This is a genomic window from Usitatibacter palustris (assembly GCF_013003985.1).
Taxonomy (GTDB): Bacteria; Pseudomonadota; Gammaproteobacteria; order Burkholderiales; family Usitatibacteraceae; genus Usitatibacter; species Usitatibacter palustris.
Genome location: NZ_CP053073.1, coordinates 386868 through 404015, shown reverse-complemented (window position 1 = coordinate 404015; position 17148 = coordinate 386868). Strand labels below are relative to the sequence as shown.

The 17148-nt window shown below is 65.0% G+C and carries 15 protein-coding genes and 2 tRNA genes; 1 reads left to right on the top strand and 16 read right to left on the bottom strand.

Annotation, left to right across the window (positions count from 1 at the left end; all coding sequences use genetic code 11):
- Positions 1 to 9: 9 nt before the first annotated feature.
- The 3 genes from DSM104440_RS02280 to DSM104440_RS02270 are packed head-to-tail and all read right to left on the bottom strand — an operon-like array spanning position 10 to position 4499.
- Positions 10 to 696 carry a TetR/AcrR family transcriptional regulator gene (locus tag DSM104440_RS02280; protein WP_171160404.1) on the bottom strand — a complete coding sequence of 229 codons (687 nt, stop codon included), beginning with the start codon at positions 694 to 696 and terminating at the stop codon, positions 10 to 12.
- Between the two features lie 53 nt (positions 697 to 749).
- Positions 750 to 2369 (bottom strand): AMP-binding protein, encoded by a 1620-nt coding sequence (locus DSM104440_RS02275; protein WP_171160403.1) that lies wholly within the window; start codon positions 2367 to 2369, stop codon positions 750 to 752.
- Positions 2370 to 2393: 24 nt separating this feature from the next.
- Positions 2394 to 4499, bottom strand: a complete 2106-nt coding sequence (locus tag DSM104440_RS02270) for a TonB-dependent receptor (RefSeq protein WP_212758177.1) — start codon at positions 4497 to 4499, stop codon at positions 2394 to 2396.
- A gap of 291 nt (positions 4500 to 4790) precedes the next feature.
- On the opposite strand from DSM104440_RS02270, the gene DSM104440_RS02265 reads away from it, so the two are divergent.
- Positions 4791 to 6527: a carboxylesterase/lipase family protein gene (locus tag DSM104440_RS02265; RefSeq protein WP_171160401.1), complete on the top strand. Its 1737-nt coding sequence runs from the start codon at positions 4791 to 4793 to the stop codon at positions 6525 to 6527.
- Positions 6528 to 6569: 42 nt separating this feature from the next.
- On the opposite strand, the gene DSM104440_RS02260 is transcribed toward DSM104440_RS02265, so the two are convergent.
- From DSM104440_RS02260 to DSM104440_RS02200, 13 genes are all read right to left on the bottom strand, one after another.
- Positions 6570 to 6645 (bottom strand) — tRNA-Met (locus tag DSM104440_RS02260).
- A gap of 15 nt (positions 6646 to 6660) precedes the next feature.
- Positions 6661 to 7407, bottom strand: coding sequence for an SGNH/GDSL hydrolase family protein (locus tag DSM104440_RS02255; RefSeq protein WP_171160400.1), 747 nt, complete (start codon positions 7405 to 7407; stop codon positions 6661 to 6663).
- 62 nt (positions 7408 to 7469) lie between these two features.
- Positions 7470 to 8120 (bottom strand): hypothetical protein, encoded by a 651-nt coding sequence (locus DSM104440_RS02250; RefSeq protein ID WP_171160399.1) that lies wholly within the window; start codon positions 8118 to 8120, stop codon positions 7470 to 7472.
- The gene (locus tag DSM104440_RS02245) at positions 8117 to 8680 is read right to left on the bottom strand and encodes a hypothetical protein (protein WP_171160398.1); all 564 of its coding nucleotides are present in this window, start codon (positions 8678 to 8680) and stop codon (positions 8117 to 8119) included. Before DSM104440_RS02245 ends, DSM104440_RS02250 begins: the two co-directional genes overlap by 4 nt.
- Entirely contained in the window at positions 8677 to 10344 is a 1668-nt protein-coding gene (locus DSM104440_RS02240; protein ID WP_171160397.1) for a SulP family inorganic anion transporter, read from the bottom strand. The genes DSM104440_RS02245 and DSM104440_RS02240 overlap by 4 nt, the downstream gene beginning before the upstream one ends.
- A gap of 23 nt (positions 10345 to 10367) precedes the next feature.
- Positions 10368 to 11459 carry a redox-regulated ATPase YchF gene (gene ychF / locus DSM104440_RS02235; protein ID WP_171160396.1) on the bottom strand — a complete coding sequence of 364 codons (1092 nt, stop codon included), beginning with the start codon at positions 11457 to 11459 and terminating at the stop codon, positions 10368 to 10370.
- Positions 11456 to 12097, bottom strand: a complete 642-nt coding sequence (gene pth / locus DSM104440_RS02230; protein WP_171160395.1) for an aminoacyl-tRNA hydrolase — start codon at positions 12095 to 12097, stop codon at positions 11456 to 11458. Before pth ends, ychF begins: the two co-directional genes overlap by 4 nt.
- 93 nt (positions 12098 to 12190) lie before the next feature.
- The gene (locus tag DSM104440_RS02225) at positions 12191 to 12916 is read right to left on the bottom strand and encodes a 50S ribosomal protein L25/general stress protein Ctc (RefSeq protein ID WP_171160394.1); all 726 of its coding nucleotides are present in this window, start codon (positions 12914 to 12916) and stop codon (positions 12191 to 12193) included.
- Positions 12917 to 12980: 64 nt separating this feature from the next.
- On the bottom strand, positions 12981 to 13931 hold the full coding sequence (locus tag DSM104440_RS02220) for a ribose-phosphate pyrophosphokinase (protein ID WP_171160393.1): 951 nt from the start codon (positions 13929 to 13931) through the stop codon (positions 12981 to 12983).
- A gap of 34 nt (positions 13932 to 13965) precedes the next feature.
- Positions 13966 to 14042, bottom strand: a tRNA-Gln gene (locus tag DSM104440_RS02215).
- Between the two features lie 11 nt (positions 14043 to 14053).
- Entirely contained in the window at positions 14054 to 14902 is an 849-nt protein-coding gene (ispE, locus tag DSM104440_RS02210) for a 4-(cytidine 5'-diphospho)-2-C-methyl-D-erythritol kinase (RefSeq protein WP_171160392.1), read from the bottom strand.
- 2 nt (positions 14903 to 14904) lie between these two features.
- A complete protein-coding gene (locus DSM104440_RS02205) occupies positions 14905 to 15315 on the bottom strand; it encodes an outer membrane lipoprotein LolB (RefSeq protein WP_171160391.1) in 411 nt (136 codons plus the stop codon).
- Positions 15316 to 15413: 98 nt separating this feature from the next.
- Complete coding sequence (locus tag DSM104440_RS02200) at positions 15414 to 17102, bottom strand: tetratricopeptide repeat protein (protein WP_171160389.1); 1689 nt, start codon at positions 17100 to 17102, stop codon at positions 15414 to 15416.
- Positions 17103 to 17148 lie beyond the last annotated feature (46 nt).

Below are 17148 nucleotides of genomic sequence, written 5' to 3'. Positions count from 1 at the left end.
CCGCCGCGCTTACTGCGCTTTATCCGGACGCTTATCGAGCGCGAGGAAACCCGCGGCCATGAACTTGGCCATGCGTTGCTTGACCGCCGCAAAATCATCCGAGCGGCACAGCCCTCCCGAGAGCCGGTCGATGCGTCCGGTCCGGGCATAGGTGTTCATCAGTGCGCCGGTCACGAAGTGATAGCCCCAGAAAATGTCCGCGTCGGAATGATCGGGAAGCGCGCGCTTGATGATCGAAAGAAGCTTGAGCACGACCGGATCGAAATGCACGTCCATCAGCACGGCGCCCTCGGGCGTATTGCTCACCCGGGCACAGAAGGCCGCGTAGTTCATCCAGTACTCGCCGCGCTGGACGTAGAGATCCAGGTCGGTATCCAGGAACGCACGCAACGCACCTTCGACAGTCGGCTTGTCCCCCGCCTCGGCTTCGTACTTCTCCAACGCCTCCATGCGTCCTTCGCTGCTGACCGCGGCGCGACGCGCGAATACCGACTCGAAGAGATTCTGCTTGTCCTTGAAATAGTAGTGGACCAGCGTGGTGTGGATTCCGACTTGCTTGGCCACATCGCGCAAGCTCACGCCATGCAGGCCGCTCTTTGAAAAGAGGTACTCGGCCGCGTCCAGGATCTGCTCGATGCTGTCGGCACGCTGGTCGGACTTCGTGCGAAGCACTCTCTTCTTTGAGGGTTTGTTCATTTCGTCGTCAAGTTTCGGTGCCGGATTCTGCGCTGATAGTCTAGGCAGCACCATCAACGAGCGTCAATTTTTCGGCCGCGGCTCGGTACCGAGTCTGCCATCTCCAGGACCATGCGCAGGCGATTCTTGTCGATCTTTCCTGTTGCGGCCAGTGGAATGGATTCCATGTGCACGACACTGTCAGGAATCCACCACGACGCGACTTTGCCTTGCAGGCATCCGAGCAGCATCTCGGGCGCGCATGATTCTCCCGCGTGCAGCTCGACGACGAGAACCGGGCGCTCACCCCATTTTTGATCGGGCCTGCCGACGACCGCGACCAGGCGGACCGCGGGAAGTCGACCGACGATGTCTTCGATTTCCGCGGGATTGATCCATTCGCCACCCGACTTGATCAGGTCTTTCGAGCGTCCCCGAATGGTCAGGTTACCGGCCTCATCGAGGCTCGCCAGATCTCCGGTGCCGAAGTAGCCCTCTTCGTCCAGCGCATCGGCCCCCGCCTTGTAGTAACGATCGAGAACGCTCGCGCCCTTCACCTTCAGATGCCCGACCACACCTTGTTGCGGCATCAATTCCGCGCCGTTGGCGTCGGTGAGCTTGAGATCCAGGCCCATCGGCGCACGGCCGGACGCCCGCTCCTCGGACCATCGCTCGCCAGGCGGAGAAATCGTGCCCATCGGAGACAGCTCGGTCATGCCCCAACTGGTCTGCACCTGGACATCCAGGCACGTTTCGATGCGCCGGATCAGGGCTTCAGGGCATCGGGAACCGCCGATGAGGACGCGCTCGAGGCTCGGCAGTTCCAGGCCACTCGTTTCGACATGGTCGACCACGCCCAGCCACAACGTGTGCACGCCGACGGCGAGCGTGACGCGCTCGTCGCGCATCAGCGTCGCCAGGCTGGGACCATCCGTGCGCCGACCGGGCAGCACGATCTTCGCTCCGGCTGCGGGAGCAATGAAAGGCAAGCCCCAGCCATTGGCATGGAACATCGGCACCGCAATCAGCACGACGTCCTTGCTCGTGAGCGCGATGGAATCGGCCTGCAGTGCCCGCAACGTGTGCAGGTAGTTGGTTCGGTGGCTGTAGAGCACGCCCCGCGGCGCGCCGGTTGTTCCGGAGGTGTAGCAAAGACCCGCCGGCGCCTGTTCGTCGAACTCGCCCCAGGCAACCGGCGCACCGTGCGTTTCCAGTAACGAATCGTGCGACCACAGCTTCGCCTTCATGCCCTCGATCGACGTGAGCTCGCCCGGGCCGCCATCGAGCAACACGACATGCTCGAGTGTCGGACAAAGCGGCGCCAGCTCGCGCAGCAACGGCACGAGGCTGGAGGCTACCGCGAGCACTCGGTCCTCCGCCTCGTTGATGATCGCCGCCAGGTGCGCGGTTGTGAAGCGCGGGTTGAGCGTGTGGCAGACGAGGCCCACGTTCATCGTCGCGTAGTACGTCTCGAGATGGTGCTGCGTGTTCCACGCGAGAGTGCCGACGCGGTCGCCCAGCGCCAGCCCCAGGGCCTTGAATGCACCCGACAGGCGATTGCTGCGCTCACGCAATGCGGCATAGCCGACGCGGCTCTGCGCTACTCCTCCTTCGCTCCAGACGACTTCCCTCGATGGCGACCACTTGGCGGCGTGATCCAGGAACTTGTCGATGGTCAGTGCATAGGTTTGCATCACATCAGGTGGCGAAGGTGCCGATCAGAACGACATCGCGAGGCGCAACCCGTACTGGCGCGGCGCGCCGGCGAAACGCAAGCCGGAGTTGATTGCCGCCACGTAGTGCTGGTCGGTGAGGTTGGTGCCGTACAGCGTCCAAAGGTACTTCCCATGCAGCCAGGCGATCTGCGCATTGACGATGCGGCGGCTCTCGATGCGATCGCCGCGAGACTCGTTCTGGAACAGCGTGGCCCACTGCTCGGAGATGTATCCGTAGTTGAAGCGCGGGGTGATGATGTCGTCGCCGACGCGGAACTCCCGCTGTACCCCGAAATTGAATGTCAGGTCCGGCGCGTAGGTTTGATCGCGCCCCTCCAACGCAATGCAGCTGGCACTGGCAGGCCCCGTGCTGGGATCGCACGGCACCACCGAGGCGCCTCTCGGGTCGACCGCATAGAAGCGACCCAGGCTGCTGCGCATCGCCCCGAGTCCGGCGTCGAATTTCCAGTCGTCGAGCGACGCCTGCACCTGCGCTTCGAAGCCGGAGATCTTCGTCGTGCCGGGCACGTTGAGCTCGAAGCCGAATGTCGGGAAGGTGGGATAGCCGACGATCACCTGGAAGTTCTTGTAGTCGTTGTGGAAGGCCGTGAGCTGCGTGCGCACCTTGCCCTCGAGCCAGATCGATTTCCATCCGAGCTCGTAGCTGGTGACCTTTTCCTCGTCGAACGGAGGCGGTATTCCGAGGCCCACCGGAACATTCAATCCGCCCGGGCGGAAGCCGGAAGCGGCGAAGGCATACAGGAATTGCTTGCTGTCGAGCTTGAAGTTGAGCGCGGCCTTGCCCGAGAAGTCGGTGTATTCGGCCTCCTGGATCTGCTTCAGCGGGAGGCCGTATTGCACGACGTTGACATCGTTGGCAGTCGTGCTTCGCGTGTAGCGTCCACCGAGTTCGAGCTCGAGACGATCTGTCAGGTCGAAGCCGATCTTGCCGAACGCCGCCCAGGTCTCCTTCGGATTGGTGCCGTCCAGCACGTACTCGCTCGCGGGACTTCCCGGCGGCACGCCGATCACGAACTCCTTCGGCGGAAAGCCCAGGGTGTCCTTTTGCCAGTAGGCGCCCAGGATCCACTTCATCCAGCCTGCATTGGGCGAGAGCAGGTTGAACTCCTGCGAGTAGATCCGCTCGTCCACCGAATCGCGGAACGTGTTGTTGCCCGTCCTGGTGCCGTCGAGGTCCGTGCGATATTGGGTATTGCCCTTCTGGTAGCCGCTGATTGAACGCAACAGGAGGCCATTGGCGAATCGATAGTCGACATGCAGCACGGAGCGGACGAGCCAGTCCACTGCCCTCAGTTCGGCATTGGCCGTGACATCGAACAGGTCGTTCGCTCCATTGACGGGATCGGCCGGATAGGCGCCAAAGTCGAGGTGGCTGTAGTCCGTCTTGAACAGCACGGTGAGCGCGCTATTGGGTTGCCAATTCAGGCCGACCCGGGCACTACGCAAGCGCAAGCGCGCATCGCTACCCGTGTAGGGACCGTCGATGTTCCAGAAACTGTCGCGGTCCTCGGTGTTGAATGCAACGCGTGCGGCTAGCGTGTCGGCGAGGGGGATGTTGAGCGTGCCTTGCAGGCCGAAGTCGTTGTAGTTCCCGAGCTGTCCCTGCACGTAGCCGGAGTGCCCACCGCCGATGATCGGGTCGTTCGAGGTCACGAAGACCGCGCCGCCGGTGGCGTTCTGGCCCACGAACGTTCCTTGCGGACCGCGCAGTATCTCCACCGTCGCGATGTCGTAGTACGGTTCGCCAGTGAAGTAGCCGGGAAACGTGGCGACTCCGTCGCGATAGGTGACGACACCCGTGGTGGTCTGCGAGTTGTGCTCGCCCTTGCCGATGCCGCGAATGTTGAAGTCGATACCCTGGCCGAAATTGTTCACGGTCGCCGACGGCGTGACGAACATCAGCTGGTCGACAACGGTGATGCCCTTGTTGGCCAGATCGTCGCCGCTGAGGACGGTCGCCGAAATCGGAGAGGTCTGCAGCGGCCTGCTGCGACGCTCCGCGGTGACAACGACGGTTTCGACGGTCGTGACTTCCTGCTTCGTCTCATCGGGTTTGTTCTTGGGGTCCGGCGCCGCACTTTGGGCCAACGCGAATCCGCACCAGGGAAAGGACAACAACAAGCTTGCATGCAGGACGCATCTTCTCGTTTTGGCTTTCATATTTCCTCCTCCAGGAGTCGGCTGGTTGGCGCCGGATATGGATCCGGCTGCGCGCCGGATATGGGTCCCGGCTGCGGTAATTAGGTATCATTTTATTCATCGTGTCCATATTCACTACGGACATAGTGAACATTGCCGAACGGCCGCTGGATATCTAATTGAATTAAATAAGAATGTTTCCGGAAGGCCGACTAACAGGATGCCTGGAGGAGAGTATCGATGCCTAAAGCCACGTGGACCGCGAGCCTGTTTGCGGCAGCAGTGTTGTTGAACGGATTGGCCCATGGCGAGACCCCCGCGACGCCCGCGCGGCGCACGACCACGCTCGGCGTGATCGTCGGCAACGACGACGCTGCGACCCGCGGTACGTATTCGTGGAAGGGAATCCCCTACGCGAGACCGCCGGTGGCGGCACTGCGATGGAAAGCGCCGGCCGATGCGCTGCCCTGGACGTCGCCCAGGCTCACGCAACAGTTCGCCAATGCCTGCGCTTCGTTGGGACGCCTCTACGGCCCCGGCTTGAACAATCGCTACGACGCCACCATCGGCGCCAGCCTCGACAAGTTCGTCGGCTCCGAAGACTGCCTCTATCTCAACATCTGGCGCCCCGCCACCGCGACGCAGAAGCTGCCGGTGATCGTGTTCGTTCATGGCGGCAGCAACATCACCGGCTATACCGCGGACCCGCTCTACGACGGCGCCATGCTCGCCAGGACGGCCAATGCCGTCGTCGTCACGGTCAACTACAGGCTTGGCGTGCTGGGCTTCTTCCGCTCGCCGCACCTGCGAACCGGCGACCCCCTGCAGGACTCGGGCAACTTCGCGCTGCTCGATATCATCAAGTCGCTGCAGTTCATCAATCGCAACATCGCGAGCTTCGGCGGCGATGCCGGCAACGTCTCGCTGATGGGCGAGTCGGCCGGCGCCGTCAACGTCTATGCGCTGATGACATCGCCGCTGGTCGTCAAGGCCAGTCCCTCGCTCGTGCATCGCGTGCTGCCGCTCAGCGGTGGCATCTCGCGCGCGCAAGACCTGCCGCCCGGCGCCTTTCCCGTGCTGTACCCCGCGGCGCTCTTCGAGACCCAGGCGAATCTGCTGCTCACCCATCTGTTGATCGCCGACGGCCTGGCCACTGATGCGGCGACCGCGCAGACCTACATCGCCTCGCGCAAAGCCGACGAGATCGCGAGCTATCTTCGCGGCAAGAGCGCCGACGTCGTGCTATCCACCGTGCTCGCCAAGCTCAAGCCCGCAGGATTGTCGGGATCGAATCCGGTGCCTGACGGCCATGTTCTGCCCGAGAGCCCCATCGACGCCATCAAGGCCGGCCACTATTTGAAGGTGCCCGTGCTGGCGGGCAATACGCGCGACGAGGGCAAGCTGTTCCCGGGCCTGCTGTCGCTGGCGCCGGCGTTGGGTGGCATCAGCGGCCGTTTGCTCACCGACGAACAGGTCTTCTCGATCGCCTTCAGCTACGACCCCGACGCACCTGCGGCGACGAAACTCGAGCAATGGATTCCCGCGGCTTACCTGCCGACCGATAAACCCGGCACCGGCTACAACGCGCGCATGGATGTGCTCAACAACTTCTGGTTCAAGCCGCTGCGCGACAACGTGTTGGGCGCGTTGAAGACGCAACAAGGCAACGTCTGGTACTACAGTTTCGATTGGGATCGCGAGCCGGCGCCGTTCAATGAAATCTTCGGCGCGGCCCATGCGTTCGACCTGGCCTTCGTGTTCGGGAATTTCGGGCCGTCGGTATGGGCCAACGTCATGTTCACCAAAGCCAACCGGGCGGGGCGCTTGGCCCTGTCAGACGCCATGATGCGCAGCATCGGCGCTTTTGCACGCAGCGGTGATCCGAACGACGCGTCGCTGGGGGTGAACTGGCCCCCGTGGCCGAAGACGCTGGTCTTCGACGCGACCCTGACAACCACGGCGATCCGGGTGCCATAGGCACGACCCGTCATGCATGTGTCGGGTCGTGCGCTGGGGAATTGGTGGCGAGTCAGGGATTTGAACCCCGGACCAACGGATTATGATTCCGCTGCTCTAACCACTGAGCTAACTCGCCGAAGAACCCGTGATTTTACTGGATTGCGAGGGGCGAGTCGATTGCGCGGGTAGCCGCGTCGAAGAAGAGGTCGCGGCGGCCGTTCGGGATGCTCAAAACGGCGTCGATCTTGGAGACGTAGGCCTCCGTGAATTCCTGGGGCCCGGCAGGGAACAGCGAGAAGTAATGGGTCAGGACCGCGAGGTCGCTTCCGGCCACCGTGGGATGCAGGCTGTCGCTGTAGAGCCTCAGGCGCGGCTGCTCGGCGAGCGCGCGCATCCAGGCCTCGCCCGCCGGAATGAGGATCGCGTCGGCAGCGGCGGCGGCGGCCCGGTGGGCTTCGATCACCGCGAGGAAATCTTCCTTGCGTCCCGCGCGCGGCCAACCCATGTAGATCGCGGGCTTCGCCCCGGCCTTCCGGATCACTTCGGCAAAGCGCTTCGTCGACGCGATCAATTCCTCGCGGCTGTCTGCGCGCGTCGAAGGGCCTTGCTGCAGCACGACGACGTCCCACTTCTCGGCGGCGAGCGCATCGGTCGCGGTCTTCTGGGTCCAGTGATCCTCGAGGCTGAAGTCCGCACGCGCGATCATCTTCACGTGGGCCTCGCGTCCCGTTGCCTGGGCCACGCGCGCGAGCCGGCTGGGCAGGTCGTTGGTGTAGGTGAGACTGTTGCCGATGAAGAGGATCCGCAATACCTTCGGATCGGCCGCCTGCGGCGCCGCGGCATGCGCGGGCAACGTCGCGGCAAGCGAAAGCAGGAGCGCTGAAAGGAATCGGATCATGCGTGCAGTCTAGGTGTGTGCGCGTCGCTGCGTGTTACGGATTGTCAGGCACGTTGCAGGATCTAGAAGGTCGCGCCTACAGACACGATGACGACCTGGTCGGAAGAACCCGGGTTGAACCAGTACGCGCCCAGCGTGAACGACCCGTGCGTGAATTGCGCGAGGCCGCCGCGCTGCAGGTCGCGGTCGCCTCCGAACGCCCGCGTGCGTTGCGCGACGAGGCCCACGCGCAGCCACGGCGCGGGGCGAAACCCAAGTTCGCTCCACGCGTATGTGTAGCTCGAGGTCTCGTCGCTGCGGTCGCGCACGTACTCGGCCTCGATGTAGAAGTCCCAGCGATCGCCGGCGATCGAACCCTCGAATCCGGCGATGGGGCCTTTCGTCGCACCGGTGACCGCGCCGAGGATCGGCGTGAACTCCCACTCCACGCCCTTGCCGCCCGAAAAAGTCCAGCCCACGAACGCCGACTGCGCGTGCACGGCTTCGTAGTTGAAGCGGGCCTCCAGGTGCAGCGGGCCGCGATTGGCGGCGAGGATCGCGGAACCGTAGTCGTCGCCCCCGCGCGGCGCGTTCCAGTAGCCGGTGGTCGCGAACTCCCAGTCGGGAAGATTGGGGCGGGCAGCGCGCCGGCCCGAAGGTTGCGCGGGTTCCTGGGCTTGCACGCAAACCACCGCGCACCCGAACGCCGCTGCGAAGATCGCCGCGGCCCTCATCCGCCGAGCGCGATGATCGCGGCCGTGAGGAACATGCCCACGCCCATCAGCGTGAAGCCCGCCTTGTATCCGCCGTATCCCGCGTAGCGCCCCAGCGCGATACCGCCGCCGAAGAGCATCGCGAGCGAAAGGATGCGCGAGACGAGGAGCGCGTTGGCCATGTTCGACATCAGCACGAAGGGCAGCGCGACCGGGAACGTGGAGAGTACGACGATGAAGAAGATGCCCACCGCGCCGGTGTAGTCGCGCATTTCGAGGCGCGGGCGCTCGGGGACCGCGAGCGCGCCGCCACCGGGCGCATCGTGCGCGGCGATCGCAAGGTTGCGTTCGCGCCCGCGATTGGTGATCGTCCGCACGAGATACATCACCGCGTCGACGAGCCCCCAGGCGAGATTGCAGCCCAGCGCCGCGGCGAGCATCATGCGGCCCTCGTCGCGCCCGCCGGTCGCAACCGACACCGCGCCCACGAACGTGAGCGCCATGAAGAGACCGAAGCACATCTCCGAGACGCGTTCGATCGGATCGAGGATCGGCTCGCGCCGGGGCTTTTCATTGCTCATGCAGCTCTCCGCTTGAGGTAAGCATCGACGGCTTCTTCCACCGTCCGGAACATGCGCGCTTCGCCCAGGCGCTCGCCCAGCGCCGAGCGGCGCACGAGATCGAGGCCTTCCGGATTGAGCTCGGCGAGCCACATCTCGACACCTTGCTCGTGCAGGCGCGCGTCTCCGTCGACGAACATGTTGAGCGCGGTGTATTCGAAACCGGGGACTGCGCTGCCGTCAATCAGGAGGACCGTGGGCTTCTCCGCGACGACAGCGGCATTCAGCTTCTCCCCGACGACGGATGCATTGCCGAAGTAGATGCGGCCTTCGGGCCGCATGACGAGCAGGCCCGGAAGCGCTTCGTACTCGGGATGCTCGTCAGTGCGGGGACGCCAGCCCTTCGTGCCGGGCACGCGCGCGAGGATGCGCACGGCCGGGTTGTTCGCGAGCATGAGCAGGCTCGCCATCGAGAGCACGACGGCAACGAGGATTCCCTTGAGCGTGCCGAGCAGCACCACACCTGCGAAGGCCGCGATGGCCCAGCGGAATTCGAGCGTGCGCACGCGGCGGATTGCCGCGATGTCGGCCGGGCTGATGAGTCCCACCGAGTAGGCGATCACCACGGCCGCGAGCGTCGCGTTCGGAATGGCCGCCATCACGGGAGCGAGGAACAGCATCGTCGCGAGCGTGGTCAACGCCGTGACGAACTGCGCGGCCTGCGTGCGCGCTCCAGCAACCAGGTTCACGTTCGACTGCGACGTGCCGCCGCCCGAGGGCATCGCGCCGAAGAAGGCGCCCACCGCGTTGCCCGCGCCGGTCGCCACCAGTTCCTGGCCTGCGTCCGGGCGTCGATCGCCTTTCCGCACGAAGGCGCGTCCCGCCGCGATCGTCTCGGTGAAGCTCATGAGCGCGATGCCCAGGGCCGCGGGCCAGAGCTGCAGCACGAGTGACTGGTCGGGCAACGTGAGGGCCGGAAGCCCGCCGGGGATCGCGCCGACGAGGCTCACGCCGCGCGACTCGAGCGCAAGCAGGATGGACGCGGCGACACCGCCTCCCACGGCCACGAGCGGCGCGGGCGCGCGCGGAACGAACTTCTCGAAGACGATGATGATGACGAACGTCGCCACCGCGATTGCGATGGTGGGTGTCGATGCGTCGGGCAGCTTCGCGAAGATCGCGGCCACGTCGTGGAAGAAACCTTCCTTGTGGATCTTCACGCCGAGGAGCTTGGGCAACTGGTCCACGACGATCACGAGCCCGATGCCGGCCTTGAAGCCGGTGAGCACGGGATCGGAAATGAAATTCGCGACGAAGCCCAGGCGCAGCACGCGCGCGGCGATGAGGATCGCGCCGACGAGGATGCCCAGCGTTGCGGTCGCGGTCATGAGGCTCGTGCCCGGCTGCGCCTGCGCGATCTCGCCCAACGCGGCGCCTGTGAGGATCGCGATCGTCGTCGTGGAGGAAACGCTGAGCGTGTTCGACGTGCCGAGCAGCACGTAGATGATCATCGGCACGAAGGCGGTGTAGAGGCCCACTTGCACCGGCAGCCCCGCGATGGTCGCGTAGGCCATCGCCTTCGGAATGACGATCGCCGCGGCGGTGAGCCCTGCGGCGACGTCGGCCTTGAGCCACGGTCCCTGGTAGGACCGCAGCCACGTGAGCGACGGGATGAATGAATTCATCCCGCGATGATGCCCTAGCCGGGTCAGACGTTGAAGCGGAAGTGCATCACGTCGCCATCCTTCACGACGTATTCCTTGCCCTCGAGGCGCATCTTGCCTGCCTCCTTGGACTTGGCTTCGCCGCCAAGGCGCACGTACTCGTCGAAGGCGATCACTTCGGCACGGATGAAGCCCTTCTCGAAGTCGGTGTGGATCGCGCCCGCGGCCTGCGGGGCGGTGTCGCCCTTGTGGATGGTCCAGGCGCGCACTTCCTTCTCGCCCGCGGTGAAGTACGTCTGCAGGCCGAGCAGGTCGTAGGTCGCGTGGATCACGCGATCGAGTCCCGGCTCGGTCATGCCCATGTCGGAGAGGAACAGCTCCTTCTCCTCTTCGGAGAGGTCGGCGATTTCCGCTTCGAGCTTCGCGCTCACGGCCACGACCGGCGCGCCTTCCTTCTTCGCGTATTCCTTCACGCGCTCGAGGAGCGGGTTGTCCTTGAAGCCGTGCTCGCCCACGTTGGCGATGTAGAGCGCAGGCTTCGCGGTGAGCAGCTGCAGCGGCCGGAGCATCGCGAGCTCGTCGGCCGTGAGACCCATCGCGCGCACCGGATGAAAGCCGTCGAGCGACTTTTCCACGCGCTCGAGCAGCGGGACCATCTTCATCGCTTCCTTGTCGCCCGAGCGCAGGGTCTTGCCGAAGCGGTGCTTGGCCTTCTCGATCGACTGCATGTCGGCGAGTGCCAGCTCCGTGTGGATCACCTCGATGTCGGCGATCGGATCGACCTTGTTGTTCACGTGGATCACGTTGCCGTCTTCGAAGCAGCGCACCACGTTCGCAATGGCATGCGTCTCGCGGATGTTGGCGAGGAACTGGTTGCCGAGGCCTTCGCCCTTCGACGCGCCGGCGACCAGGCCCGCGATGTCCACGAACTCGACGATCGCCGGGATCACCTTGAGCGGCTTGTCGATCGAAGCGAGCTGCTTCAGGCGCGGATCAGGTACCTCGACCACGCCCACGTTGGGCTCGATCGTGCAGAACGGATAGTTCTCGGCCGCGATGCCCGCCTTGGTGAGCGCGTTGAAGAGCGTCGACTTGCCGACGTTGGGAAGCCCCACGATGCCGCATTGCAGACTCATTGCTTCGGTTCCTTGTTCATGGCGCGCGCTTCGAGCGCGGCCTTGCGTTTGGCTTCGTCCTCGGGGGAGGTGTGCAGCCACGACATGGCGTCCTGGAGGCGTCCGGTCGTGAGGCGCGTGAGCAGTTCGAGGCTGCGGTCGAAGGCGGGATCGATCATCGCCTGCTCTTCGCGACGCGCCTTCTCGAGCACGTAGTCGGGCACGCGATCCTTGTCGCCCGGATGGCCGATGCCGATGCGCAGGCGCCAGAAATCCTTCGTGCCCAGCACCTCACCGATGTCGGTGAGGCCATTGTGGCCGCCGGTGCCCCCGCCCTTCTTCAGGCGGATGGTGCCCGGCGGCAGATCGAGCTCATCGTGCACGACGAGCAATTCACCCGGCTCGATCCGGTAGAAGCGCATGAGCGCGGCCACGCTGCGCCCCGACTCGTTCATGTACGTCGCGGGCTTGAGCAGCCAGAAATCGCGGCCGCCCTCCTCGACTTTCGCCGTGTGCCCCGCGAACTTCGTTTCCTTCTTCCAATCGGTGCGCTTGCTCTCGGCGATCGCATCGACCCACCAGAAGCCCGCGTTGTGGCGCGTGCGTTCGTACTCGCGGCCCGGATTGCCGAGCCCGACGATGAGTCGAATAGGGTCCATTGTTGGACAGGCGTCCTCAATCAAACAGGCGTTGAAACAAAACGCCCGCCGGGGTTACCGGCGGGCGCGATTGCTTTCGGCAGGCCGGAGGCCTTACTTCTTGTCCTTGTCCTTGCCGCCGCCACCCTTCGAGTCCTTCGCAGCCTGTTCGGCGGCAATTTCCTCGGGCGACTTCTGGGCAAGCGTCGGGACATCCGCGGCCGAGACTGCGGCGGCGGCTGCGGCTTCGGCAGCTTCCTCGTCCGCGGTCATCACCTTCGGGATCACGATGGTCGCGACGGTCGGGTCTTCGCCCTTGTGACCCACGGCTTCCACGCCCGCCGGGAGCGTGAGCCCCGAAAGGTGCAGCGAGTGGCCCGCCTGGAGATCCTTGAGGTCCACCGTGATGAACTCCGGCAGGTCCTTGGGCAGGCACGAAATCTCGAGCTCGATCATGATGTGCTGCGCGATGCCGCCCGCGCCCTTCACGCCCGGGGAAATCTCGGCGTTCACGAAGTGCAGCGGGACCTTCATGTGGATCTTCTTGTCCGCGGCGACGCGCTGGAAGTCCACGTGCAGGATGATCGGACGGAACGGGTGCATCTGGTAATCGCGCAGCAGGCATTGCGTCTTCTCGCTGCCCGCCTCGATGTCGAGGATGGAAGCGTGGAAGGCTTCGTTCTTCAGCTGGAACCACAGGGTCTTGTGGTCGAGCTGGAGCTGCACGGCGTCCTTGCCGGCGCCATACAGCACGCCCGGTACCAACGAATCGCGGCGCAGGCGGCGGCTCGCACCCGTGCCCTGAACGCTCCGCGTTTCGGCTTTGACAGTGATCTTCACGGTTAACTTCTCCAGTTTGCTGCAACGGTCCGCGACCAGACTCGCTGCATGGTTAGTACTGCGACTACTCCACGAACAGAGAGCTCACCGAGCTCTCCTCACAAATTCTTCGCATCGTCTCCGCCAGCAATCCCGCGACGCTGATCTGGCGGATCTTCTTGCACGCCTCGGCTTCCGGCTTGAGCGGGATGGTGTCCGTCACCACCAGCTCGTCGAGCACCGAATTCTCGATCCGGCTGATCGCGGGCCCCGAAAGCACCGGGTGCGTGCAATACGCGACCACGCGGATCGCGCCCTGCTCCTTCAACGCCTTCGCTGCTTCGCACAGCGTGTTCGCGGTGTCGACCATGTCATCCATGATCACGCACGTGCGTCCGTTCACGTCGCCGATGATGTTCATCACCGTCGCGACATTGGGCCGCGGGCGCCGCTTGTCGATGATCGCGAGGTCGCTTTCCAGCCGCTTCGCGATCGCCCTCGCCCGCACCACGCCGCCGACGTCCGGCGAAACCACCACCTGGTTCTTGTACCCGTGCTTCCACAGGTCTCCCAGCAGGATGGGCGTCGCATAGACGTTGTCCACCGGCCGGTCGAAGAACCCCTGGATCTGGTCGGCGTGCAGGTCCATCGTCAGCACGCGGTCCACGCCAGCGACCGTCAACATGTTCGCGACCACCTTGGCCGAGATCGCAACGCGTGCGCTCCTCGGACGGCGGTCCTGGCGCGCGTAGCCGAAATACGGCAACGCCGCCGTGATCCTCGCGGCACTCGATCGCCGCAGTGCATCGGCCATGATCAACACTTCCATCAAGTGATCATTGGTCGGCGCGCAGGTCGACTGGAGGATGAAGCAGTCCTTGCCGCGGACGTTCTCCAGCAACTCGACCATGATCTCGCCGTCGCTGAACTTCGCGACGGTCGCCTTGCCCAGCGTGACGTTCAGCTTGCGCGCGACTTCCTGCGCGAGCTTCGGGGTCGCATTCCCCGTGAACACCATCAGGTTGTCGAAGGCCATGGCTCACTCGTCCCCTGGGCAATGCTGCAATTCGTGGCAGGGGAGGAAGGATTCGAACCCTCGCATGCCGGAATCAAAATCCGGTGCCTTAACCAACTTGGCTACTCCCCTGTGGAGTCCCGTTACTCTGCGCCCAGCGGATGCTGCTCGATTCCCCGGGCGACAAATCCCTGCATCGAGGCCGGCCGCGCAGCCAGCGCGCGTTCGGCTTGCTCGCGGGAATCGTACCCCGCGAAGACGCATCCTCCGGACCCTGTCATCCGCGCCTCGCCCTGGCTCGCGAGCCATTCGAGATGGCGGCGCACTTCGGGATATCGCGAAAGGACAACCGGCTGCAGGTCGTTGCGAAGCTTTTGACCCGCCAGACGCGCTGAAAAGTCTTCTATTTTAAGGGCTTCGGTGTTTCGGGTCAATTCTGGAGCCCGGAAGATTTCAGGGGTGGGGACCAGGGTCGGGGGGACCAGGACCACGTACCAACGCGGGGGTACCTCCAGGGGCCTCAGGACGTCGCCGACTCCCTCGACCCAGGCCGCCCGCCCGAAGATGAAGAACGGGATATCGGCCCCCAATTGGGCGCCCAGCTCCCTCAGGCGCGGCCTGCCCAGGTTCGTCCCCCAGAGGCGGTCGAGGGCGAGGAGGACCGTGGCCGCATCCGAGCTTCCGCCCCCCAGCCCGCCCCCCATGGGAATGCGCTTTTCGAGCTCGATGTCGGCCCCCAGCCCGGTTCCGGATGACGCCTGTAGCAGGCGGGCGGCGCGGATCGCGAGGTCTTCCTCCTCGGGAACACCCGCCACCGCGTTCACGCGGTGGATGGCGCCGTCGTCGCGGATCCGGAAGCGCAAGCGATCGGCGTGATCGATCAGGGTGAACGCGCTCTGCAGCAGGTGGTAGCCATCGGCGCGGCGACCGATGACATGCAGGAAGAGATTCAGCTTCGCGGGCGCGAGGAAGTCAGGGCCGTCGAGCTGCACGGCTACTCCAGCACGCGGTAGTCGTCGACCACGAGCTTCACGACGACGTCCCCGCGAGTGGCGGTGATGCGGCGCGCGAGTTGCACGCGGCCCGCGGGCTGGGATTCGTCGATGCTCACCTGCCAGCCGGCCGCGTCGCGAGATGCGGGCTCGCCGTGCAGCCAGCGCGCCATGTCGGCCGGTTCGAGGCGCGCGCCCAGGAGATTCTCGGTGAGCGCGGCGAAGCTTTCGGCTTCCATGGGGATCGCATCGGCGCGCGTGAGGCGCGCGCCCTGCGTGTTCGAATCGATGCGCGCGACTTCGTTGCCCACTGGCGAAGACACGACCCAGATGTCCGAGGTCCCGCGATGCGTCCAGCGCAGGCGCGCGATCTCTCCGCTCTGGCCCTGGCGCACCGAGATGCGGCCGGCCATCTCGAAAGCAGCGGGAACCGAACCCAGGTCAGGCGGCGTGAGCGCGGCGGGCGTGGCGCAACCCGCCAGCGCCAGCGCGAGGAGGAAGCGAAGCGCGGTCAGGGCTTGAACTTCTGGATCACGGCGAGCAGCACTTCGTGATCCGGGTTTTCGTTGAGCGCCGTGCGCCAGATCTTCTGCGCTTCGTCGTGCTTGCCGGCCTTCCAGAGCACTTCGCCCAGGTGCGCGGCGATCTCCGGATCGGGACGGGCGTTGTACGCCGCCTGCAGATGCTTCACGGCTTCGTCGATATTGCCCAGGCGGTAGTGCACCCAGCCCAGGCTGTCGATGATGAAGGGATCGTCGGGCGAGAGCTTGAGCGCCTGGTCGATGAGTGCCTTCGCTTCCGTGAGGCGATTGGTCTTCTCCGCGAGCGTGTAGCCCAGCGCGTTGTATGCGTGCGCGTAGTCGGGCTTCATCTTGATCACGCGGCGCAGGTCCTGCTCGACGACATCGAGCCGGTTGATGCGGTCGGCGGCCATCGCGCGGTCGTAGAGAAGCTCGAAGGAATCCGGATACTCCTTCACCGAACGATCGAGGAGATCGTAGGTGTCCTTCCAGGCCTTCGCGTCGCGCAGGAGCTGCGCTTCGACCTGGATCATCTGGATGCGATCTTCGGTCGTGCGCGGATCGATCTTCTGCAGGTATTCGCGGCCGGCGGCGAGGCCATTCTGCTTCGCGATGAGCGTGGCGATCTTCAGCTGCGCGCGCATCCAGTCGGACGATTCGACGCGGCGGTACCAGCTGATCGCGTCCTCGTAGCGCTTCTGCCCTTCGGCCGCCGCACCCAGGCCGAGGTAGGCGGCACCGGGGTCGCGGAAACCATGGTCGATCGCGCGCTGGAACGCGACTTCGGCATCGGCCCAATCCTCGAGCTGCAGCGAAAGCAGGCCGATCGCATACGCGGCCTGCGGCTCGGTGGGCGCCAGCTTCTCGGCGGCGCGAAACTGGTCGCGCGCCTCGGCATTGCGGCGTTCGCCGGCGAGCTCGCGGCCCAGTTGCTGGCGCACCTCGCGCGAGTCCGGGTACTTCGCGAGGAATTCCTGGTAATGCGGGATCACGCGCGCGGGTTCGGCCTTGCGCAGGATCTGGACTTCGAGGATGGCAGCCTGCGGCCAGCCGGGTCGCGCTGCCGCGGCAGCCCGCGCTTCGGTGAGCGCGAGATCAGTCTGTTCGGCAAGCAGCGCCGCGACGCCGATCGCGTAGTGGGATTCGGGAAGCTTCGAGTACGGCTGCACGAGGCCCTTGGTGGCTTCGAGGACCGCGACCTTGTCGGGATACTTCGCGAAGAAGTTCGACATCTGGATGAGGAGCGCGGCCGGATCCTTGCTGCGCTGGAGCAGGCCCGCGACGGTGACGCGCGATTTCTCGAGCGGTCCTTCGTTCGCGAGCAGCGAGGCGATGATTTCGCGGGCGAGGTTCGCGTCGGGATCGAGCTCGAGCAGGAGCGCGGAGGCATCGAGCGCGGGGCCGAAGGCGCGCGCGCGAATGGCGGTCTCCACGGCGCGGCGCGCGACCGCCGGATCGCGATACTCGCGGGCAATCTTGTTGTAGATGGCAAGCGCGACTTCGGTGTCGCCGCGCTGCACGGCAAACTCCGCGACCAGCAGCTCGTGGACCGCATCGACGGGATAGTCCGGCTCATCGGCCGGGATCGGAACCGGCACCGGCGGCGCTGCCGTCGCGGCGAACGCCATCACGACGAACGATGTCGCCGCGCAAAACCGCAACCAGTGCATTCCCGCCATCACGTTTCTCCCGACGGGCCCGTCAAGGAATTCGCAAGCCCCTATG

What these genes read in the sequence shown, in the direction of transcription:
- DSM104440_RS02280 (WP_171160404.1), bottom strand. Translation starts at nt 696, where the DNA reads ATGAACAAACCCTCAAAGAAGAGAGTGCTTCGCACGAAGTCCGACCAG.
- DSM104440_RS02275 (WP_171160403.1), bottom strand. Translation starts at nt 2,369, where the DNA reads ATGCAAACCTATGCACTGACCATCGACAAGTTCCTGGATCACGCCGCC.
- DSM104440_RS02265 (WP_171160401.1), top strand. Translation starts at nt 4,791, where the DNA reads ATGCCTAAAGCCACGTGGACCGCGAGCCTGTTTGCGGCAGCAGTGTTG.
- DSM104440_RS02255 (WP_171160400.1), bottom strand. Translation starts at nt 7,407, where the DNA reads ATGATCCGATTCCTTTCAGCGCTCCTGCTTTCGCTTGCCGCGACGTTG.
- DSM104440_RS02250 (WP_171160399.1), bottom strand. Translation starts at nt 8,120, where the DNA reads ATGAGGGCCGCGGCGATCTTCGCAGCGGCGTTCGGGTGCGCGGTGGTT.
- DSM104440_RS02245 (WP_171160398.1), bottom strand. Translation starts at nt 8,680, where the DNA reads ATGAGCAATGAAAAGCCCCGGCGCGAGCCGATCCTCGATCCGATCGAA.
- DSM104440_RS02240 (WP_171160397.1), bottom strand. Translation starts at nt 10,344, where the DNA reads ATGAATTCATTCATCCCGTCGCTCACGTGGCTGCGGTCCTACCAGGGA.
- ychF (WP_171160396.1), bottom strand. Translation starts at nt 11,459, where the DNA reads ATGAGTCTGCAATGCGGCATCGTGGGGCTTCCCAACGTCGGCAAGTCG.
- pth (WP_171160395.1), bottom strand. Translation starts at nt 12,097, where the DNA reads ATGGACCCTATTCGACTCATCGTCGGGCTCGGCAATCCGGGCCGCGAG.
- DSM104440_RS02220 (WP_171160393.1), bottom strand. Translation starts at nt 13,931, where the DNA reads ATGGCCTTCGACAACCTGATGGTGTTCACGGGGAATGCGACCCCGAAG.
- DSM104440_RS02205 (WP_171160391.1), bottom strand. Translation starts at nt 15,315, where the DNA reads ATGGCCGGCCGCATCTCGGTGCGCCAGGGCCAGAGCGGAGAGATCGCG.
- DSM104440_RS02200 (WP_171160389.1), bottom strand. Translation starts at nt 17,102, where the DNA reads ATGGCGGGAATGCACTGGTTGCGGTTTTGCGCGGCGACATCGTTCGTC.